This is a genomic window from Prochlorococcus sp. MIT 1201 (assembly GCF_047303415.1).
GTDB classification, from domain to species: Bacteria; Cyanobacteriota; Cyanobacteriia; order PCC-6307; family Cyanobiaceae; genus Prochlorococcus; species Prochlorococcus marinus_D.
Genome location: NZ_CP138947.1, coordinates 1,136,778 through 1,155,783, shown reverse-complemented (window position 1 = coordinate 1,155,783; position 19,006 = coordinate 1,136,778). Strand labels below are relative to the sequence as shown.

The 19,006-nt window shown below is 49.3% G+C and carries 16 protein-coding genes; 6 read left to right on the top strand and 10 right to left on the bottom strand.

What is annotated here, in order from left to right; all coding sequences use genetic code 11:
- Positions 1-206 precede the first annotated feature (206 nt).
- Genes ruvA through SIB41_RS05540 form a run of 3 tightly spaced genes read left to right on the top strand, consistent with a single transcriptional unit; the run spans position 207 to position 1,719 of the window.
- Complete coding sequence (ruvA, locus tag SIB41_RS05550; RefSeq protein ID WP_413361418.1) at positions 207-884, top strand: Holliday junction branch migration protein RuvA; 678 nt, start codon at positions 207-209, stop codon at positions 882-884.
- A gap of 58 nt (positions 885-942) precedes the next feature.
- Entirely contained in the window at positions 943-1,212 is a 270-nt protein-coding gene (rpsO, locus tag SIB41_RS05545; RefSeq protein WP_011130024.1) for a 30S ribosomal protein S15, read from the top strand.
- A 36-nt stretch (positions 1,213-1,248) separates the two neighbouring features.
- Positions 1,249-1,719 carry a PAM68 family protein gene (locus tag SIB41_RS05540; RefSeq protein ID WP_413361094.1) on the top strand — a complete coding sequence of 157 codons (471 nt, stop codon included), beginning with the start codon at positions 1,249-1,251 and terminating at the stop codon, positions 1,717-1,719.
- A gap of 3 nt (positions 1,720-1,722) precedes the next feature.
- On the opposite strand, the gene SIB41_RS05535 is transcribed toward SIB41_RS05540, so the two are convergent.
- The 8 genes from SIB41_RS05535 to trpD all read right to left on the bottom strand — a co-directional run bounded on the left by SIB41_RS05535 (position 1,723) and on the right by trpD (position 11,834).
- A complete protein-coding gene (locus SIB41_RS05535; RefSeq protein WP_413361091.1) occupies positions 1,723-5,238 on the bottom strand; it encodes a DNA polymerase III subunit alpha in 3,516 nt (1,171 codons plus the stop codon).
- A gap of 76 nt (positions 5,239-5,314) precedes the next feature.
- Complete coding sequence (gatA, locus tag SIB41_RS05530) at positions 5,315-6,775, bottom strand: Asp-tRNA(Asn)/Glu-tRNA(Gln) amidotransferase subunit GatA (protein WP_413361088.1); 1,461 nt, start codon at positions 6,773-6,775, stop codon at positions 5,315-5,317.
- A 36-nt stretch (positions 6,776-6,811) separates the two neighbouring features.
- On the bottom strand, positions 6,812-7,108 hold the full coding sequence (locus SIB41_RS05525) for a DUF1816 domain-containing protein (RefSeq protein WP_413361085.1): 297 nt from the start codon (positions 7,106-7,108) through the stop codon (positions 6,812-6,814).
- A gap of 44 nt (positions 7,109-7,152) precedes the next feature.
- Positions 7,153-8,760: a 23S rRNA (guanosine(2251)-2'-O)-methyltransferase RlmB gene (gene rlmB / locus SIB41_RS05520; RefSeq protein WP_413361083.1), complete on the bottom strand. Its 1,608-nt coding sequence runs from the start codon at positions 8,758-8,760 to the stop codon at positions 7,153-7,155.
- Positions 8,761-8,774: 14 nt separating this feature from the next.
- The gene (locus SIB41_RS05515; protein WP_011130030.1) at positions 8,775-9,182 is read right to left on the bottom strand and encodes a Mini-ribonuclease 3; all 408 of its coding nucleotides are present in this window, start codon (positions 9,180-9,182) and stop codon (positions 8,775-8,777) included.
- Positions 9,179-9,535 (bottom strand): STAS domain-containing protein, encoded by a 357-nt coding sequence (locus tag SIB41_RS05510; RefSeq protein WP_081215514.1) that lies wholly within the window; start codon positions 9,533-9,535, stop codon positions 9,179-9,181. The genes SIB41_RS05515 and SIB41_RS05510 overlap by 4 nt, the downstream gene beginning before the upstream one ends.
- Before the next feature lie 73 nt (positions 9,536-9,608).
- Positions 9,609-10,748, bottom strand: coding sequence for a glutamine-hydrolyzing carbamoyl-phosphate synthase small subunit (gene carA, locus SIB41_RS05505; RefSeq protein ID WP_413361080.1), 1,140 nt, complete (start codon positions 10,746-10,748; stop codon positions 9,609-9,611).
- Between the two features lie 30 nt (positions 10,749-10,778).
- Positions 10,779-11,834, bottom strand: a complete 1,056-nt coding sequence (gene trpD, locus SIB41_RS05500; protein ID WP_063403933.1) for an anthranilate phosphoribosyltransferase — start codon at positions 11,832-11,834, stop codon at positions 10,779-10,781.
- Positions 11,835-12,334: 500 nt separating this feature from the next.
- Here trpD and SIB41_RS05495 point away from each other — a divergent pair, with 500 nt between their 5' ends.
- A complete protein-coding gene (locus SIB41_RS05495) occupies positions 12,335-14,086 on the top strand; it encodes an ABC transporter ATP-binding protein (protein ID WP_413361076.1) in 1,752 nt (583 codons plus the stop codon).
- 318 nt (positions 14,087-14,404) lie between these two features.
- A complete protein-coding gene (locus SIB41_RS05490; RefSeq protein ID WP_413361073.1) occupies positions 14,405-14,716 on the top strand; it encodes a thioredoxin family protein in 312 nt (103 codons plus the stop codon).
- 636 nt (positions 14,717-15,352) lie between these two features.
- On the opposite strand, the gene SIB41_RS05485 is transcribed toward SIB41_RS05490, so the two are convergent.
- Positions 15,353-16,144, bottom strand: coding sequence for an ABC transporter ATP-binding protein (locus SIB41_RS05485; protein ID WP_413361071.1), 792 nt, complete (start codon positions 16,142-16,144; stop codon positions 15,353-15,355).
- Between the two features lie 928 nt (positions 16,145-17,072).
- Between SIB41_RS05485 and SIB41_RS05480 the strand changes: the two genes are divergently transcribed.
- On the top strand, positions 17,073-17,783 hold the full coding sequence (locus SIB41_RS05480; protein ID WP_413361069.1) for an esterase: 711 nt from the start codon (positions 17,073-17,075) through the stop codon (positions 17,781-17,783).
- Positions 17,784-17,959: 176 nt separating this feature from the next.
- Here the strand turns inward: SIB41_RS05480 and nadA are convergent, their stop codons facing one another.
- Complete coding sequence (nadA, locus tag SIB41_RS05475; protein WP_413361067.1) at positions 17,960-18,952, bottom strand: quinolinate synthase NadA; 993 nt, start codon at positions 18,950-18,952, stop codon at positions 17,960-17,962.
- Positions 18,953-19,006 lie beyond the last annotated feature (54 nt).

Sequence of the window (19,006 nt, the reverse complement as noted above, 5' to 3'; positions counted from 1 at the left end):
TAATAGCGGTTTGCAGCAGCTCAATCTGTAGGACCAAGGCTTCTGGCGGACATCCACTGGCGAGGCTACTGATAACCATTGCAGGAATTGAGTTTTAGACCGGTTACGCAAAGCAAAACAAGCTCCAGAAGCTCTGAGCAGATCCTCGAACAATCAAGCAGAGGCTGGACAGATCAGGCAGCATGGATGACATCAAGAGCAACCTTATGATTGGCTGGCTGCAAGGGCAAAAGGTAGAAGCCTGGCAGCAAGGGACTCGGCAAGGAGTCGTTCTGGCATGTGCTGGTGTTGGTTACGAGGTTCAGATTGCACCGCGCCATCTCAGCGAAATGGAGCACGGGCAAAACACATTCATCCTCTGGATCCATCAGGTGCAGCGTGATGATGGATCCAGCTTGTTTGGCTTCCCGGAACGACGAGAACGGGACATGTTTCGTACCTTGATTGGTGTCAGCGGCGTGGGGCCCCAGATGGCTCTCGCTCTTCTAGAGGAATGTCAGACCGGAGAACTTGTAGAGGCGATTGTGCAGGGAGACCTACGCAAGCTTTGTCAGGCTCAAGGTGTAGGCAAGCGCACTGCCGAACGTCTTGCGGTGGAATTGCGCACAAAGTTGGCTGAATTTAGTTGTCGTGATCCTGGAATGTCCCTGGGGGACAATGGTGTGATCGATTCGCATCAGCTCAAGGATTCAAGTCTGCATGAGCTACAGATCACCCTCGGGGGCCTTGGCTACGAAGATCTTGAAATACGCCGTGCCATAAGGGCTGTGGCCAGCGGTGCTGCAATAGGAGCCAGTGACATGCCTGAGTCTGTCCCCACCATCGACGACACTGACGCCTGGCTGAGAGCAAGCCTGCGCTGGCTTAGTCAGGAAGCTGCCTAAACAATGGTCCTCAAAGAGTTAGATTGTTTTTTTGGTCTCTTAGGGCAAAACGCCAAGCATGTCGCTCGATACAACAGAAAAGCAACAGCTGATCAATGCCAACCAAACCCATGGCACCGATACGGGGTCTGTGGAGGTGCAAGTGGCAATGCTTAGCGAGCGGATTACAAAGCTCAGCTCGCACCTGCAGGAGAACAAGCACGACTTCTCATCCCGTCAGGGACTGCTCAAGATGATTGGTCGTCGCAAGCGCCTGCTTAGTTATGTACGCGGAAAAAGTGAACAGCGCTACAACGGCCTGATCACCAAACTAGGCATCCGCGGTTAAATCCCTTTTGGCGATTTCCCTCTAATTCTTAAGCAGATGGCCGAACGAAGCAAAGCTATGCCTTTCGAGCCAGAAAAGAGCGGAACGGCCAACAAAAGCCTGCTCCAAAAGGGATCCAAATCGCCAAAGATCAAGAAACCAAAAGCGACTTCCAGCAGTCAGCAGGCTATTCCAAAGCCAGTGGCAAATCGCATGCTGCGGCGCGTGATCTTCGCCTCGGGTCTGCCTACAGCTGCAGGGATGGGTGTTTTTGTAGTTAGTTATCTGATTGTGAGCCGTGGCATTGCTGATATCTCACCATTCATCACGCTGATCACTTCAGCAGCCTGTTTCCTCGTTGGCTTGATAGGACTGAGTTATGGGGTTCTATCTGCCAGCTGGGAAGATGCCCCAGGCAGCCTGCTTGGACTGGAACACATTGGTCGCAACATAGGAAGAATGCGCGATTCAAGCAAAGCTAATCAACCTGGCTCAAAATCAGAGACCAAGCCAAAGGATTCCGGATAAACATCAGACAAATAGTCGGTCGCTGCATCGAGCTTTGAATGCCTGCTGTTGAAGGGAACTGAGTGCAGCAGAAGCGTCTCGAACGCAGAACTGATGACCTAGGCATACGTAACGCACCTGGGGACCCTGGCGAACCGCTGCCACCACGGGCACTCGCACACCAAATTCATCCTTGGCTGGGCGATGCTGATGGAGACATTCCCGAAGCTTGTGCTGCACAGTGATGTCACAGGCTTCATCAGGCATCAACTCCACCAACAGCAGTCGTAGGTCATCGATGGCGCGGCAATCATCAATGATCAATTGGATACGGTCGTCGCGACGATCAACAGAGGCCCAGATGAGCAGTCGCGCTTCCAACATGAGGTGATCTGATAGACGGGCATAGCTCTTGGGGAACACCACAGCTTCGCAACTACCGGTGAGATCCTCAATCTTGAGAACTGCCATGCGATCGCCCTTGCGGGTTGTGACTTGGCGCATCTCCGTCAGCATCGTGATCACACTGACCTTCGCCTTGTCAGGCTGATCCTCAAGGCTGGCAAGACCAATGGGCGCTAGCAATTGAGCTGGCGCAGTGAGCTGCTTGAGAGGGTGATCCGAAAGGTAGAAACCAACCAACTCTTTTTCAAGTCTCAGCTTTTCAGTCGGTGGGTAGTCGGTAACCGGTGCTGCCTTGGGTGCAGTGCTCAGCTCAGCAGACGTTTGCTCGTCTGCTGCTCCAGCTACAAGATCAAATAGGTTGCCCTGACCACTGAGTCGATCACGGGCACGAGAAGCAGCCCAGTGGATCAGAAGCTCCAAGTCGGCAATTAACTGGGCCCGGTTCGATTCAGGGTCTATGGCATCTAGGGCTCCGCAATGAATAAGAGATTCCAACCCGCGACGATTCAGAACATTGGAGGGCAGACGATCACAGAGATCGGCAAGGGAGACAAAGGGGCCATCACCATCGCGATTGGCAATTAGCTGCCTGATTGCACCATCGCCAAGATTTCTCACAGCAGAAAGACCAAACAAGATGCGATCACCAGCAGGGGTGAAATCAATCCCTGAAGCATTCACATCTGGCGGCATCACTTCAATTCCCATCGCATTGCAATTCGAGATATAGCGCTGCACCTTGTCACTAGCGCCAGCATTGACTGTCAGTAATGACGCCATATAGGCAACTGGATAATGTGCCTTTAAATAGGCAGTTTGATAAGTAACAGCGCCATAAGCTGTTGAGTGACTCTTGTTGAAGCAATATTCGGCGAATAAAACCATTTGGTCGAAAAGCTCATCAGCGATCTTCTGATCAACACCACTTCGACTTGCTCCTTCAACAAAAATACTGCGATGTTTCTGCATCTCTGAAACCTTTTTCTTGCCCATTGCACGCCGTAGCAAGTCAGCTTCGCCCAGAGAATAGCCAGCAAGATCCTGGGCAATTTTCATGATCTGCTCCTGATAAACCATGATCCCGTAAGTCTCCTTAAGGATTGGTTCAAGGGCAGCATGAGCAAAATCAATTGCCTCTCGACCATGTTTCCGATTGATAAATTTTGGAATCAATCCGGCATCCAAAGGACCTGGTCTGTACAAAGCTAAAATTGAGGAGATATCTTCAAGAGATGAGGGGCGAAGGTCACGCACAATCTGTCTCATCCCAGTCGATTCAAGTTGAAAGATGCCCTCAAGATCTCCTCTTGCAAGTAAGGCAAAAGTTTCAGGATCCTCTGATGGCAATTGATCAGGATCAATTCTCTCTCCATTGCTGACTTCAACAAGCTCAAGTGTTTTGTCAATCATGGTGAGATTCTTGAGCCCAAGAAAATCCATCTTTAATAACCCCATCGACTCCACATCCTCCATGAAGTATTGAGTAATTACCTGTCCATCGTTATTGCGCTGAAGGGGTACAAGATCATCTAGGGGCTCAGCAGCAATGACGACTCCAGCGGCATGAACGCCAAAGGTTTTATTTGTACCTTCAATGCGCATCGCCATATCGACCCATTTTGTAACTACTGGATCGTTCTGATACTTCTCACGGAATTCAGCATTCGGCGAATCGCTGCCGATCATCGCAGCTAGTTTTGCAGGCTTTCCCCTTACTACGGGAATAAGCTTGGCAAGTCGATCGGCATCTCCATAGGGAATATCAAGCACCCGGGCTACATCCTTCAAGACGGCCTTGGATGTCATTCGGTTAAAAGTGATAATTTGAGCAACCTTGTCTTCGCCGTAACGACGCGTGACATAGTCGATCACCTCACCACGACGTTCAATACAGAAATCAGTGTCAATATCAGGCATCGACTTACGCTCAGGATTAAGGAATCGCTCAAATAACAATCCGTTTTGAACAGGGTCAATGTTGGTAATACCAAGGGCATATGCCACGAGTGAGCCAGCTGCTGACCCCCTCCCTGGTCCTACTGGAATGCCCTGTTCACGTGCAAAGCGGATGTAATCCCATACCACCAGGAAATAGGTGGGGAAGCCCATCTGTTCCATCACGCCCAGCTCATAGGTGAGCCTTTCGCCGTAATGGTCATCAATTGGATCTGTCGTTGCCAGTTTCAACCTTTGCCGTAGCCCCTGCTCAGAGACCTCGTGTAGATAACTCACGGCGCTATGTCCTTCAGGAATCGGGAAACGAGGCATCTGATAACTACCGAGGATTGAGTATTCCTCTACTTTTTCGGCAACGGCTGCTGTGTTGGCAATAGCCTCTTGCAGTACATCAGGTTCGAGATGATCGGCGAATAGCCGTCCCATCTCCTGTTCAGACTTGATGTATTCAGTACCTGTGTAGCGCAGACGCTTCTCATCACTGATCAACTTGCCTGTCAGCACACAAAGCAGGGCGTCATGGGCCTCCACATCGTTCTTACTGAGGTAATGGGCGTCATTGGTCGCAATCAGCTCAATCCCTAGTTCTTTGGCGATGTTCACAATCTCTACATTGACGATTCGGTCTTCCGGCGAGCCGTGATCCTGAACTTCGAGATAGAAGTCTTTGCCAAAGACCTCCTGGTACCAACGGGCCACATCCCTTGCTACATCAATGCGACCGCGCAAGATGGCTTGAGGAATCTCCCCACCAAGACAAGCGGTGGCAACAATTAACCCCTCACTATAGGCCTTCAGCAGTTCTTTATCAATGCATGGCCTTGCAAAGATGCCTCGGCCGCGCATGCCACGCAGATGGCTAATGCTGGTGAGTTTCACAAGATTGCGATAGCCAACAGCGTTCTTAGCAAGCACCACCAGGTGATAACGACGCTCCTTCTTCGGTTGCGGATCCTCAATAGACCCGTTGATCACATACATCTCATTGCCGATGATCGGCTTGATCTCAGCGTTCTTGCAAAGCTTCAGCAGTTCAATGGCGCCATACATCACACCGTGGTCGGTGAGTGCCAGAGCGGGCATGCCTAGCTCCTTGGCTCGCTTCACCATCTGGGGAAGCTGTGTAGCTCCGTCCAGAAGGCTGTAGTCGCTGTGGTTGTGAAGAGGAACGAATGCCATGCCCCCAGCCTAGGAGGAGGCGCAAGATGCAGGGTTGTTCATGTAGCCAAACGCTGCATCTAGTGCAATAGATCGTTTAGGGAATGAAGTTTCCCTGCGGGTGATTTGCCATCACGTTTGCTGCTTGCTCATAGTGAAAAGCCACTTGTAGGAGGCGTGACTCCTCCAGCACATTTGCAATCAACTGCACCCCGATCGGAAGGCCATCGTCATCGAATCCACAGGGAAGACTGATGGCAGGTAAGCCAGCCAGGTTGGCTGGGATCGTCAGCAGGTCAGCCAGGTACATGGCAAGTGGATCATCAGCGTGGGCACCGACTTGGAATGCAGTGGTAGGTGATGTGGGTGTCAGCAGCACATCGACCGTTTGGAATGCCGCATCAAAATCTTGACGGATCAATGTGCGGACCTGCTGGGCTTTCTTGTAGTAAGCATCCATGTAACCAGCCGAGAGGGCATAGGTGCCGATCAGGATGCGTCGCTGCACCTCGCTACCAAAACCCTCTGCGCGACTTCGGGCTGTCATCGCGGCTAGAGCATCAGCTCCTTCAGCTCGGTAGCCGTACTTCACCCCGTCGTAACGCGCCAAGTTGGCCGAAGCCTCCGATGGGGCAATCACGTAATAGGTGGCGATGCCATCGCTAAAGCGTGGGCAACTCACCTCAACCAGTTCCGCTCCCAAGGATTGCAGCTTCTCTGCCGCTGTCAAAACTGTTCTCTTCACTTGCGCATCCAAGCCGTTTTGGTCAAAGCACTCACGAATCAAGCCGATGCGTACCCCAGACATTGGTTGCGAAAGGGCAGAGCAATAATCGGGCACAGCAACATTGAGACAAGTGGAGTCACGAGGATCAGATCCTGCGATCACTTGTAAAAGCTCAGCAGCATCGGCCACGTTGGTCGTGAATGGTCCAACCTGGTCAAGAGAACTGGCAAAAGCCACCAAACCCCAACGACTGACACGGCCATAGGTGGGTTTAAGGCCTACGACTCCACAAAATGAAGCGGGCTGACGGATTGAGCCCCCAGTATCCGAACCCAAGGCAGCCATGCATTCACCTGCCGCAACAGCTGCTGCACTGCCACCAGAACTGCCACCCGGCACACGGGTGATATCCCAGGGATTGGATGTAGCCCCAAACGCAGATGTCTCGGTCGAGCTACCCATGGCGAACTCATCGAGATTTGTTTTCCCGAGAAGCACAGCACCGGCCTGCCAGAGGCGCTCAGTGACGGTGGATTCATAGGGCGGCACAAAGGTTTCCAGCATTCGACTGGAACAGGTGGTGCGTATTCCTTTCGTGCAGAGGTTGTCCTTAATTGCCAAAGGCACACCAGCCAGAGGTGGCAGAGACTCACCCGCAGCCAAGGCCTCATCGATGCGATCGGCATCGGCACGAGCTCGATCTGCTGTGATATCCAGAAAAGCGTGCAGAGTGGGATCCACCACTGCGATACGAGCAAGTTGGTGATCTGTGAGTTCCCTGGCGGAAACCTCGCCGAGCTTTAGTTGCTGACGCCATTCAGCGATCGCCATCGGCTTGCGGTGCTGTGCTGTGCAGCAGCGACGCTATCAGCCGTCTGACCAGCCTTCGACTGCGATCGTCAGCGGCTCAACGCGACGACAACGCACGAGGGTGTGATTCACAGACGCAGGTCCCTCAAAAGAGAGATCCGCAACGAAGGTCGATAGCTTGACCTCAAGATTCTTTCGGGTCAAAAAAGGGCCGAACCAATAGGTGACATTTGGTTCACGGGTTTCAACCCTGGCCCACCAAGCCAAACCAAAGCCATTGACGAGGCTACGCAGGGGCCTAATCAATGAGCCCATGATTGAGGTTTGCGGATGAGCATTATTTTGCCTCGTCATGTTCCAATTGGTGTTCCGCTGTCGGCTGCCAAGGAAATTTTGGATCAACGCTGAACACTCTCTTCATCAGGTGATTGATCCTCACGAACGTCAAAATTGCAATCCTGACTGGTCAGCAAATCCTCATCCTCAATCGAAGTTCTTTCTGCCTGCAAATCCCCTATTTGGCGATCCATCGGTGGTTCATCATCTTTGGAACAAAGTTGCTGGTTAGCCAAGCTGGACGGCAAAGCCTCCCCAAACCGCTCAATCTCATCTGGCTGATTGATTGGCGAATGATTGGTCTTGGCAGTGGGTTCTGACTCCACGGAAATGGAGTCGCAAGAGATGACCGGCAAAGGGCATTGAGGCCGCACGATCCTGGGGGATGGAGTTTGGCCATGAACCCCCTTCATCCAGCCACGACGGGCAACCTCGTATAAACACATCGCAGTAGCAACAGAGGCATTCAGACTGGGAGTAACCCCCCGTAATGGAACGCGTACAAGCTGATCGCAATGGCGACGAGTTAGGAGAGAGATCCCCTGCTTCTCTGATCCCGTTACGATCACTAAAGGTCCGTCTAGATCGACATCTGGAAGGGTGATGTCCCCTTCCTCCGCCAGGCCAATAACTCGATATCCCGCCTGCTTCAGTGCTTCTAAAGAGCGATTGAGATTCACGACACGCGCTACTGGTAGATGCTCCAAAGCGCCTGCTGCAACCTTGGCCACCGAACCAGTGAGACCAGCACTTCGTCGTTGTGGGAGAACAACTCCATGGGCGCCAAGAGCCTCTGCAGATCGAATAATGGCGCCAAGATTGTGGGGATCCGTTAGGCCATCGAGGGCAAGTAAAAGGGGCGATTCCCCAAGACCCGCACATCCCTCGATCAGACTTTGCAAATCAAGGGTCTCCGCTGCAGCAGTTTGCAGAACAATTCCTTGATGCACAGCACCACCTGTGAGTTGACCGAGACGAGCCCAGGTAACTTCTTCCACCAGTACTCCTGAGGATTTGGCCTCACGAAGCAATTGCAAAAACCTTGGTGCGCTTCGTAAATCTGATGTGCACCAGATGCGATGAATCGGGCGCCCAGCTTCCAGAGCAGCTTGGCTGGCATGACGTCCCCAAAGCAAATCATCGGCAGCAGCAGGTCCAAATGTTTCTGCCTCTGGAACGCGATCCGAAGTAGATGGATCGAATCTTTTTGAAGGCAACTGCCTGTCTGCAGGACGTGAACGTTCTCCCAAGGAGGGACGTCGCCCTTGCCGTTCATCGCTGCGACGTCGTGATGGTCTCTCATCACGAAATCGACGAGCCTCTTTTCTGTCAGTTTCACTTGCACGCCCTTGTTCAGAGCGAGGCCGATCCCGGCTAAAACGCCCCTGCTCAGAGCGAGAACGATCACGGTTAAAACGGCCCTGCCCAGAGCCTTCACCATTGAATACTTTTGAAGAGCTATCACCAGCTTCTCCATCAGGCCTGGAGCGATACACCCCTCGCGGTCCAGAGGAACGACCACCCGATGGGCGGCTGCCGGAAGAGCGGCTTCCGTAAGCAGATCGACCAGAAACCCCATCGCCATCCCGTCGGATCCCACCAGGACGACCTCCTCTAGGACGACCACCACGAGGGGGGTTGCCTGAACGGCGATCAAAGCGGGAGCTCATAAGAAGAGAAGAAGCTATAGCAAGTCGTGTTCGGTCTCCTCCAGTTGATCCAAGAGCTGCGCAAGCCGCGCCGGATTCTGCAAAAAGAGCCAGCCAACCATTGTCTCAAACCCTGTGGCCTTGCCGTAGGTCGCTGCATCTCCACGGCGTGGTCCTCGTCCGGATTTGTTACGACCTCGCCGTACCAAATCCTTCTCAAGATCTGAAAGATGCGGATCTAAGCGAAGCAGAGCTTCTGCCTGAGCAGCGGCCTTAACCTCGTCAACAACAGCTCGGTGTAGATCTTCAGATCTGCCAGGTTGGTAACAATGACGCAGACGCTGATGCAATTCCCAAACAGCATCACCAAGCCAAGCCAACTGCAACGGTCCCAGTTCATTAGCACCGCCAATCGCTGACTGACTACGAATCCAATTGTTCAAGCTTTCAACTGATTTAAAGCCGTACGCAGATCAACTGCCAGGTGGAGAAAATCCTCAAGCCGCACAAGTTTCACAGTTTGGACGACCCTTGCATTGCCCACCAGGGCAAATGACCGTTTGGCATCGGTGCACTTCTTGGCAGTTTGAACCAAAGCCCCTAGGCCAGAAGAGTCAAGAAAGTCAATCTTGTTCAGGTCAATAACCAAAGGAGCAGCATTGGCCAAGAGCACATCCTCTACGTAGGTGATGAACTGCTTCTCGGAATAAGCGTCTAGCTGGCCAGTGAACTGGAACACCAGACAACCCTGCCGACGTTCAAACCCCCCTCTTAGAGAAACGGTCAGTCGCTGCAATTCTGTGATGGGACCAGTCCCCCGGGACGCAATGGCACGAAGTGTAGTGATACTGAGTGATCCGCACCACGCTTCAGCGACGATCTGCCATCAGCTCAACAAAGTGAGCGAAGTGGTGGTCTGCATCATGAGGACCAGGACTCGCCTCCGGGTGGTATTGCACACCAAAAACAGGTCGATCCCGATGCGCTATCGCGGCAACAGTGCGGTCATTGAGATTGAGATGGGTCACAACCACGCTGACCTGTGACAGAGACGAGGCGTCAAGTGCGAATCCATGGTTTTGACTGGTGATCTCCACCTGCCCCGTTGTGCCGCAGGGATGGTTGAGCCCGCGATGGCCATAGGCCAATTTGAAAGTACGGCCACCCATGGCAAGCCCAATAATCTGATGACCCAGGCAAATGCCAAACAGGGGGATATCAACCTTATTGAGAAGATCTTTAACCAGGGCAATGCCACCAGTCACGGCAGCAGGGTCACCAGGTCCATTAGATAGAAACACGCCCTCGGGTTGTGAACTCAATACGGTGGCTAAATCTGAACTGGCCGGCAGGACGGTGACCTCACAACCGTGAGCGACCAAACGGTCGAGTATGGCCCGCTTGATACCGAAATCAATTGCGACAACGCGATAGGGCGAATCAATTTGTTGCTTCAACCTTTGATCAAAGCCCACAGCACAAGTTGATCTCCAGCGGTATGGATCTTTCGTTGAGACCTGATCTGCAAGGTTTAATCCCTCCATCGATGGAGCCTGCTGCAACAGTTCCATCAGCTGCTTAGGGGTGGAACCATTGCTGCTTATGACCCCATTCATGGCTCCGACCTCGCGCAGATGTCTCACAAGCGCCCTGGTATCAACACCTGAGATACCAACAACTCTTTTCTCCTCAAGCCAAGTCTGCAGCGACTGTTGGCAACGCCAACTGCTTGGCGTTGGGGAGAGTTGACGGGCGATGACACCCCTTGCATGAGGCCGGGATGATTCTTGATCATCAAGATTTACGCCTGTGTTGCCCAACTCTGGATAGGTGAATGTGACCAACTGACCGGAGTAACTGGGATCCGTAAGGACTTCCTGGTAGCCCGTCATGCCGGTGTTGAAAACCACTTCGCCCATCGCGTTACCGCGATGACCAAAGGCCTCCCCCTCAAGCACCGTGCCATCAGCAAGCATCAAGAGCGCCGAATTTCGCGATGAAGCAATCATCAGCAGAAGGATCCCGAAGTCATCGCAGTCTCATTCTCCAATTTGATGATCAAGTGCCATGCGGAGCCCTTCTAGCCGTTGCCAGGGGAGGCCTTCCTGCAGGCAAGTCTTTGCAGTAGAAACACCTGCTCGTAAATCATCTTGTAGGCCAGCAGCCCAGAGCACTAGGGCTGTGTTCAATGCCACCACATCCCGTTGAGGGGCGGTGCCACCTCCCTGAAGTACAGCGGAAAGAATCGCTTGATTTGTTGCCAAATCACCACCCTGGAGAGCCTGCAAAGGAGCTCTAGTAAGCCCGAGTTCTGCCGAATCGATCGATGCTTGTCGCAAGTGACCATTCTCAAGTAAACGCATTGCATTGGCTCCCTCCAAAGACGCTTCATCAAGGCCTCCAGCACCATGGACAACAACGGCCCGCTGCAAGCCAAGCCGTTGCAATGCTTCCGCCATTGGATTGAGCAGCTCAGCCTTAGCTACCCCGAGAACCTGGGCATTTGGTTGCAAAGGATTCACCAGTGGACCCAGAAGATTGAACACGGTGCGCACTCCAAGGCTGCGCCGCAACGGGGCCAAGTTGACCAAAGCGGGGTGCCAGGCTGGGGCAAATAAAAATGTGACGCCTACCTCAACCAGGGCCTCCACCACGGAGACAAGAGGGGCCTTGAGCTGTAGACCCAGGCCCTCAAGAACATCTGCTGAACCGACTTTGCCACTTGCACTGCGATTGCCATGCTTAGCCACATTCGCCCCGCAGGCGGCAGCAGTAAACGCCACTGCGGTTGAGATGTTGAAGGTGTCTGCACCGTCGCCACCTGTTCCACAAGTGTCGACCATAGGGATGTCTGGCAATGGGCAAGGCAAGGGACAAGCACCTCGCAAAACCTGGGCCATGCCTGATAACTCATTTCCTGTTACCCCCTTGGCTCGCAAAGCCGCTAGAAACGCACCGGTCTGCACAGGGGTTAGTTGTTCCGCCAACCAAGCCTCCATCAAGGCAGTTGCTTCCACCTCAGGAAGGTTTTGTCCCTCGAGCAACATCTCGAGGATTTGCGACCAAGAGGAAGAGGCAGTAGCTGAAGTAGGCATCGGAGCAGAAAAAAACCCGGGTGCAAAGCACTCCGGGCTGGGTGATGGGGACAACACCACTATCCCCTAAAACTTTGCTACTGGCGAGAATTTCTACAAGAGAACAGCAAGAAAGACCTCTGATCCATCCAAACGGCGCTATTGAAGCTGGATAGGAACGAATTTCTGATTGCTGCAACTAGCGCCAAGGCTAAAGGTCTCAGGCATTTAGCGCTGCGTCATTCAATCCCAAAAACTTAAGGATCTTGAGACATTCACACTAAAAATCTTGCACCCCTGAAGGACGATGAATCGAATCAACAATCAGGGCATAGAGACCAGATTGACATCCGGAGCTCGTTCGTTAGTGAGCAGCAACGTTACTTAATCGCCAGCATTCACCTGGATTGGATGGTTCTAATGCGCATTAGCTAAGGATCTGTGATCGCAATGTTTCAAGAATCCCTCTAGGCTCGCTCATCAAACTGGCTGCATAGGTTGAACCATGTAGCGATACCTGCATGGCAGCATTTCGCCTCGATCTCATTGGTCGTTATCTAAAGCCCCATCGCCGCACTGTGCTGATGGGTGCAATGGCTCTCGTGGTGGTGAACATTGTCAGCGTCATCATCCCCCTAGAGGTGAGGCGCATCATTGATGATCTCCAAGAAGGCTTTGCCATCACTGACGTGATGCGTCAGGCCAGCTGGATTGTGATTCTCGCCAGCATCATGGGCATCGTGCGTTTGGTGTCTAGGCAACTGGTTTTCGGTGTCGGTCGCCAAGTGGAGGTGGACCTGCGCCAGCGCATCTTTGACCACATGCTTAGGCAGGAACCAGGCTGGGTGCAGGAGACCGGTAGTGGTGAAGTCATCAGCCGCGCAACCAGCGATGTTGAAAACATTCGTCGTCTACTTGGCTTCGCGATTCTTAGCCTTACCAACACTGTGTTGGCTTACTGCTTCACTCTTCCCGCGATGCTGGCCATCGACCCAGGCTTAACCCTGGCCGCGATCTCTCTCTATCCAGTAATGCTTGGCACTGTGCGCCTGTTTGGGGGGCGAATGATGCGGCAACAAAAACGCCAGCAGGAAGCTCTATCAAGTCTCAGCGAACTGATCCAGGAGGATCTCTCAGGCATAAGTGCCATCAAGATCTATGGCCAGGAGCAACCTGAACAGGATGCCTTCGCTGAGCGAAACAATACCTATAAAGATAGTGCTATTCGCCTGGCACGAACTCGCAGCACCCTCTTCCCCTTGCTGGGTGGAATCTCCTCGGTTTCATTGCTCCTACTTTTGGCACTTGGCAGCGGTCAACTGGAACAAGGCACCCTCAGCATCGGCGGATTGGTGGCCTTGATCCTTTTTGTAGAGCGCTTAGTTTTTCCTACTGCACTACTTGGTTTCACCCTCAACACGTTCCAGACCGGACAGGTGAGCTTGGAGCGTGTGGAAGAGCTTCTGCAGCGTATCCCGATGATTCGCAACCCAACCACACCATTAAGCCTGGAGACGCCGCTCAAAGGTCGAATCGAAGCACGTGAACTGCGGATTCGTTATGACAAAAGCAAGACCGACTCGCTGTCGGGACTGAGCTTTGTGATCAATCCAGGTGAACTCGTCGCCGTGGTGGGGCCAGTGGGATGTGGGAAAACGACCCTGGCAAGAGCTCTCGGAAGGATGGTGGAAGTTCCAAGGGGGCAACTTTTCATTGACAACCATGATGTCAATGATTTGCTGCTCGAGGATCTGCGAAGCAATGTGGCACTTGTTCCGCAAGAGGGCTATCTCTTCACCAGCAGCCTCGCCGACAACCTTCGTTACGGCGATCCTCAGGCCTCTATGGAGCGAGTTGAAAAATCTGCTAGGCAGGCCCGACTGATGGATGACATCAGGGGCTTCCCGGATGGATTGGAAACGCTTGTAGGCGAAAGAGGCATCACTCTCAGTGGCGGGCAACGTCAACGAACTGCTCTTGGCAGAGCACTTCTAGTGGAGGCTCCTGTTGTGGTTCTTGATGACGCTCTAGCCAGTGTGGACAACAAAACAGCTGCGTCAATCCTGAGTTCGATTCGTGCCCAACAGAATCAGACAATCCTGATGATTAGCCATCAGCTTTCTGCGGCCGCTGCCTGCGATCGAATTCTTGTGATCGAACAAGGACGGCTGGTGCAACAAGGCCATCACACTGACTTACTTGCTGTCCAGGGACCATACCGCAGCCTTTGGGAACGGGAGCAAGCTAGTGATCAAATGGAAGCCGTTGCCTAAGCAAATTAAAGCTTTTATCAATGATATGGGCTCATAACAATGGAAAGACAGTTTGCACTTTGCTAATATAAATCCAATGATTTTTTAACGCACAGTGCTCTAATAAGACTGGTAGTGTTGCTATTTTCTTTTAGACTATAGAGCTATGCAAATTAAGCTCTAGATAGTCGTGATGATAAAATCATTTTACCTTAATATGATTAGCCACCATTGATTTGGCTTTCCTTAATTTAAGAAATTTTTGGTAAACCTGCATTTCACTTAACTTTATATTTTATGGTAGCCTATTATGTAGCTACTCATTGTCAACCGAGCATCATGGGATCAATCACAGTTTTAAAGTTCAGCTCAGAGGATTGTGGCACTTGTCACCGTATGAGTCATTACGATGAGTCAGTCAGTAATGAGCTTGGCTATTCCTTTGTGAATGTCATGCTTCAGGATACAGATGTTTATCGCCGCTACCGGCGATTGCTTCTTGCCCAATACCCAAATAAAGTAGGCATGGGGTGGCCTACTTACCTGATCGTTAGTGATCCAGAAGGCGAATTTACAATCCATGGTGAACTTAAAGGAGGAATGCCAAAGGGAGATTTTCGCAACAGACTGTCCTCAATTGAAATCAACTGATACATCTACTCTATTTAATAATTGATACTTATCTTGTTAGCTACTTAGATATATGCATTTGCCTTACATGACAATTAGAACTTTTATTTATTTTTTAGCTTATCACTAGTAAACTCACGTTGTGGTTAGCCGAATTCTTCACATGTACTTTTCTTTTTGTATGTTATGTCCATGTCATTTGTCTTTCTCCCTCTGTAATAAAATCTCTCTTTGATGTATTTCTTTTCTTCCATCGATAACCTTTATTATTGACTCTTTTATATTAATTTATGAGCTCTAAATCCTGTAGATCTTGTGGTGGCTCTATGTTTAGGGCCGACCGTTCGCTTGCCGGTCGGTTGGTTTGCATGAACTGTGGAACTCCATTAGGGGCAAATACTAGTAATAGGCAACGTCATCTATCAAGAAGGACTACCTTAAGTTCAACATTTAGATTACGCTGGCAGACAATACTAGCAATCTTTATCATAAGTTTATTAATTATATTAATTATGGCTTGATCGCTTAAATTCTAATCTAATTTGTCAAAAAAACAACCTCATTACTTATTTAAACTCTAATAATATAGCGTTCCTGTTATTTTATAAGCAGCTTAATGCTAAAAAACATTATTATATGCCATTAAATGTTTACAAACTAACCCGGAATGATTTGATAATATCCATTTACATAAATAATTTCAAGCGGTGTTTCATAGAGTTTTTCTAGTGGTTCTGATTGTAGTAGATCATTAGTCTCTCCATCGCGAATGATTGCTCCTTTCTTTAGGAATATGATTCTTTCAATTTCTTTTACTATATCTTCTACTCGATGTGTTATTAGAATGATCGTAGTTTTGCCTTTACACAAGCTGCGAATGCATTTTAGTAACTGGTGCCTTGATTTTAGATCCAGTCCATTTGTAGGTTCATCTAATATTAAAACTTCAGGTTCATTTATCATTGCCCTAGCGATTAATAGTCGCCTCCTTTCTCCATCTGATAATTGACCGAATGATCTTACATCGATGTCTTCAAGTCCAAGCTCTGAAATAAGGTTCTGTACTTTTTTGATCTCTTTTTCGTTCGGGCTACGGTTACGGTTAATTCCTATTGAGCCATAAAGTCCAGATAACACAACATCCTTAGCACTAATATAATCTGGTGTTCTTCCCTCCAGGTCAGTGGAAACCACCCCTATACGCGAACGAAGCTGATTTAACTTAATTGTTTGATTACCAAAGATTTTTAGCGTAGAGCCCCTTTTTACGATCGGATATATATTTCGTGTGATTAATTTTACCAGTGCTGTTTTGCCAGATCCATTTGGCCCCAGGATTGCCGTGTTTTCTCCTTGCTTCAATGTTAAGGAGAGGTTTCTAAAAACTTGGGTAGGGCCAAGCCAGGCCTCTACGTCCTTAATTTCCAGCCATGGGTTTTCATCTTTCATTAGCTTTAGAGCAAAATTTCTAAAACTCCCTTGCCCCTTCATTATCTTCTTTCTTTCTTTTCAGTCAAGCAACTGCTGTCTTAGTTGTTTCTATGCAAAAATAATCTTTGACTTCTAGCTCGCGCTATAATCACATAGTTATATAAGCCATTCTCTTAACAGCCTTACCATTTGTATGGTAAGGCAATTTTTTATTTGCTTTTTACTCTCTCTTCCACATCATTTTTCACATTATAACCTTTTCACTCCATTCCCTTAGAGATGTAGCTCTTATCCGAACGCCATATGACTTCTATCTACAAAGCTTTACCTGCTTATCCATGCGATAATATCCTAAGGATACCTTTCTATTGAATTTAACTTGTATTTGAATATTCTCTTCTTTTCACATAGAATGTTTGAAAATAAAGTCAACTAATGAAACAGACAGTTTTCTATCGCCTCATTACTTTGACCACATTCTTCCTTTCTTGTTATTCATGGTTGATTCTTTATAATCAACAGTCTTTATGGTGGATCTTGCTAGGGTTAATGTTGCTTATCACAATACTTACTTTTGTTTATGGTTTAAAGTCTGTTCGTAGGATTCTAGCCGTTCCTGGCCTGAGTCTCCCAATCTCAGATTTCCTACTCACGGCTTCTGCTATTGGATATTTTACTTCAGCTTTGGTTGGATTTATGATTTTAATCTTTCAACTCCCATTTCACGATAAAAGCTTTATGATCTTCCCCCTAATTATCGCTATTTTAATATTTGGAGGTGCAACCCTTGGCCTTTACCACGATCAAATTTGATTGCCTTTGATTTTTTATTCTTATTTCTATGTTTACTTATACTCTACTGTCCTCATCTGTTTAAATATTTTATCCAGTTTGCTATTGTGATCTTATCTCATGCATCACTCCCTCTGCGTCTTAAGTTTACTCCATGCAAACTGTTGATCCCAATCAACCTGTTTTAATCCTAGGCGGTTTCTTGATCACAGATGAGGCCTATGCCTCTTTGGCTAGCTGGATTCAGAACAATCAAGGTTTGATTGTAAATGTCGTACCTTCTTCTAAATATGACTGGCTGCTCACTTCATGGTCCATTGGTTGGCGCAGACTCCTTGATCGAGTGGACGCAATTGTTCAAGACCTTCAGTCTCGATCCCATACAGGAAAGGTGACACTTATAGGTCATAGTTCGGGTGGTGTCATGCTTCGCCTTTATCTCGGAGATCATCCCTTTTCTGGTCGTGTTTATAGTGGACATAAATCATGCAATCGACTTATAACACTAGGTAGTCCGCATCAAGCTGTTCGTGCCACCCCTCTGCGGTCCCAGGTTAATACTCTCTATCCAGCTTGTTTTTATGCTGATCATGTAGATTATTTTTCTACTGCTGGTCGATTATCACTCGATAGTCCAAATGCCAGCCAGTTTGCCAGGTATACCGCAGCTAACTCATATCGCAGCATCTCAGATGATCCTCTATTAGAGGGAGACGGCTTAGTCCCTGTCAGCTCCGCACTTCTTACTCAATCTCGAAATCTTGTTCTCAATGACACAGCCCACGGAGGCCTCTTTGGCGCTACTTGGTATGGCTCAATAGAGCGAATAGAACAATGGTGGCCTTCCGCTATGGGATATGCCTAAGGCATGAAGGCTTTAGTTTCCGTAGTATTTTCCTGAATACTTAAATAATTAAATATTCTTGTCTTCTTTTCATTTCGCAGTATTGGCTAGTTTTTTCCACACTATCATAAAACTAATAAGAATTATTTCTCAGAGTTCTCTCTTGTTGTGTTGACCTTCAGCTTTACAGTGAACAATTAATGTTCACTAGCCTCCTGTGTTTCTTTCATGTTTAGCATTCGTTGAATAGGAATAAAAGCCTTTTGACGTACCCCCTCTTCGATTTCTATTGATGGCTTCATTGTGCTTAAGCAGCTCCATAGCTTTTCTAATGTATTCAATCGCATATATGGGCATTCATTGCAACTACATCCGTCAATACCTGGAACATCCATAAATTCTTTTTTTGGGTTCTTCAATTTCATCTGGTGTAGGATTCCTGGCTCTGTTAGCACGATAAATTTTGTGCATGAACTTATCTCGGTAAATTCAAGTAATTTGCTCGTTGAGCCAATATAATCCGCCAACTCTAGTAAATTTTCTAGGCACTCCGGATGGGCTATTACCTTTGCCTCGGGGTGCATGATTTTTAATTTCAGTAGAGCTTCTTCGCTGAATGTTTCATGCACCATGCAGCGTCCAGGCCAGATCGTCAGTTTTCTGCCGCTCTGCTTTTGAACCCATCTGCCCAAGTTTTGATCTGGAGCAAAAAGGATTGGTTGATCCTTCGGTAATTGATTTACAAGTTCTACAGCGTTGCTACTTGTACAGATCAGATCGCTTTGGGCCTTAACAGCAGCTGTGCAGTTGATATAGCTCACCACAATGTGGTCTGGGTGCTTGTCTCTGAAAGCAGCAAACTCATCGGCTGGGCAGTCATCAGCAAGGGAGCACCCCGCTTCGAGATCTGGTAGCAATACAATTTTTTCCGGGCTCAGAATCTTTGCTGTTTCAGCCATGAAGTGAACCCCGCAGAACACGATTACATCAGCATTTGTGCTAGCAGCTCTACGTGATAGTTCCAGGGAGTCCCCAATGAAATCGGCGATGTCTTGGATCTCTGGATCCTGGTAGTAGTGAGCCAGGATCACGGCATTGCGTTTTTTGCGTAGTTCAGCAATGGCACCCTTTAATTCTTTCCTAGTTGATGGCACTGGAGAGACCGTCTTGGCGGTGCAAACAGCGGTCATTCGGACCATCTAGGGCAGTATGGCCATAGCCTAGACATTTGCCACGTCACACCA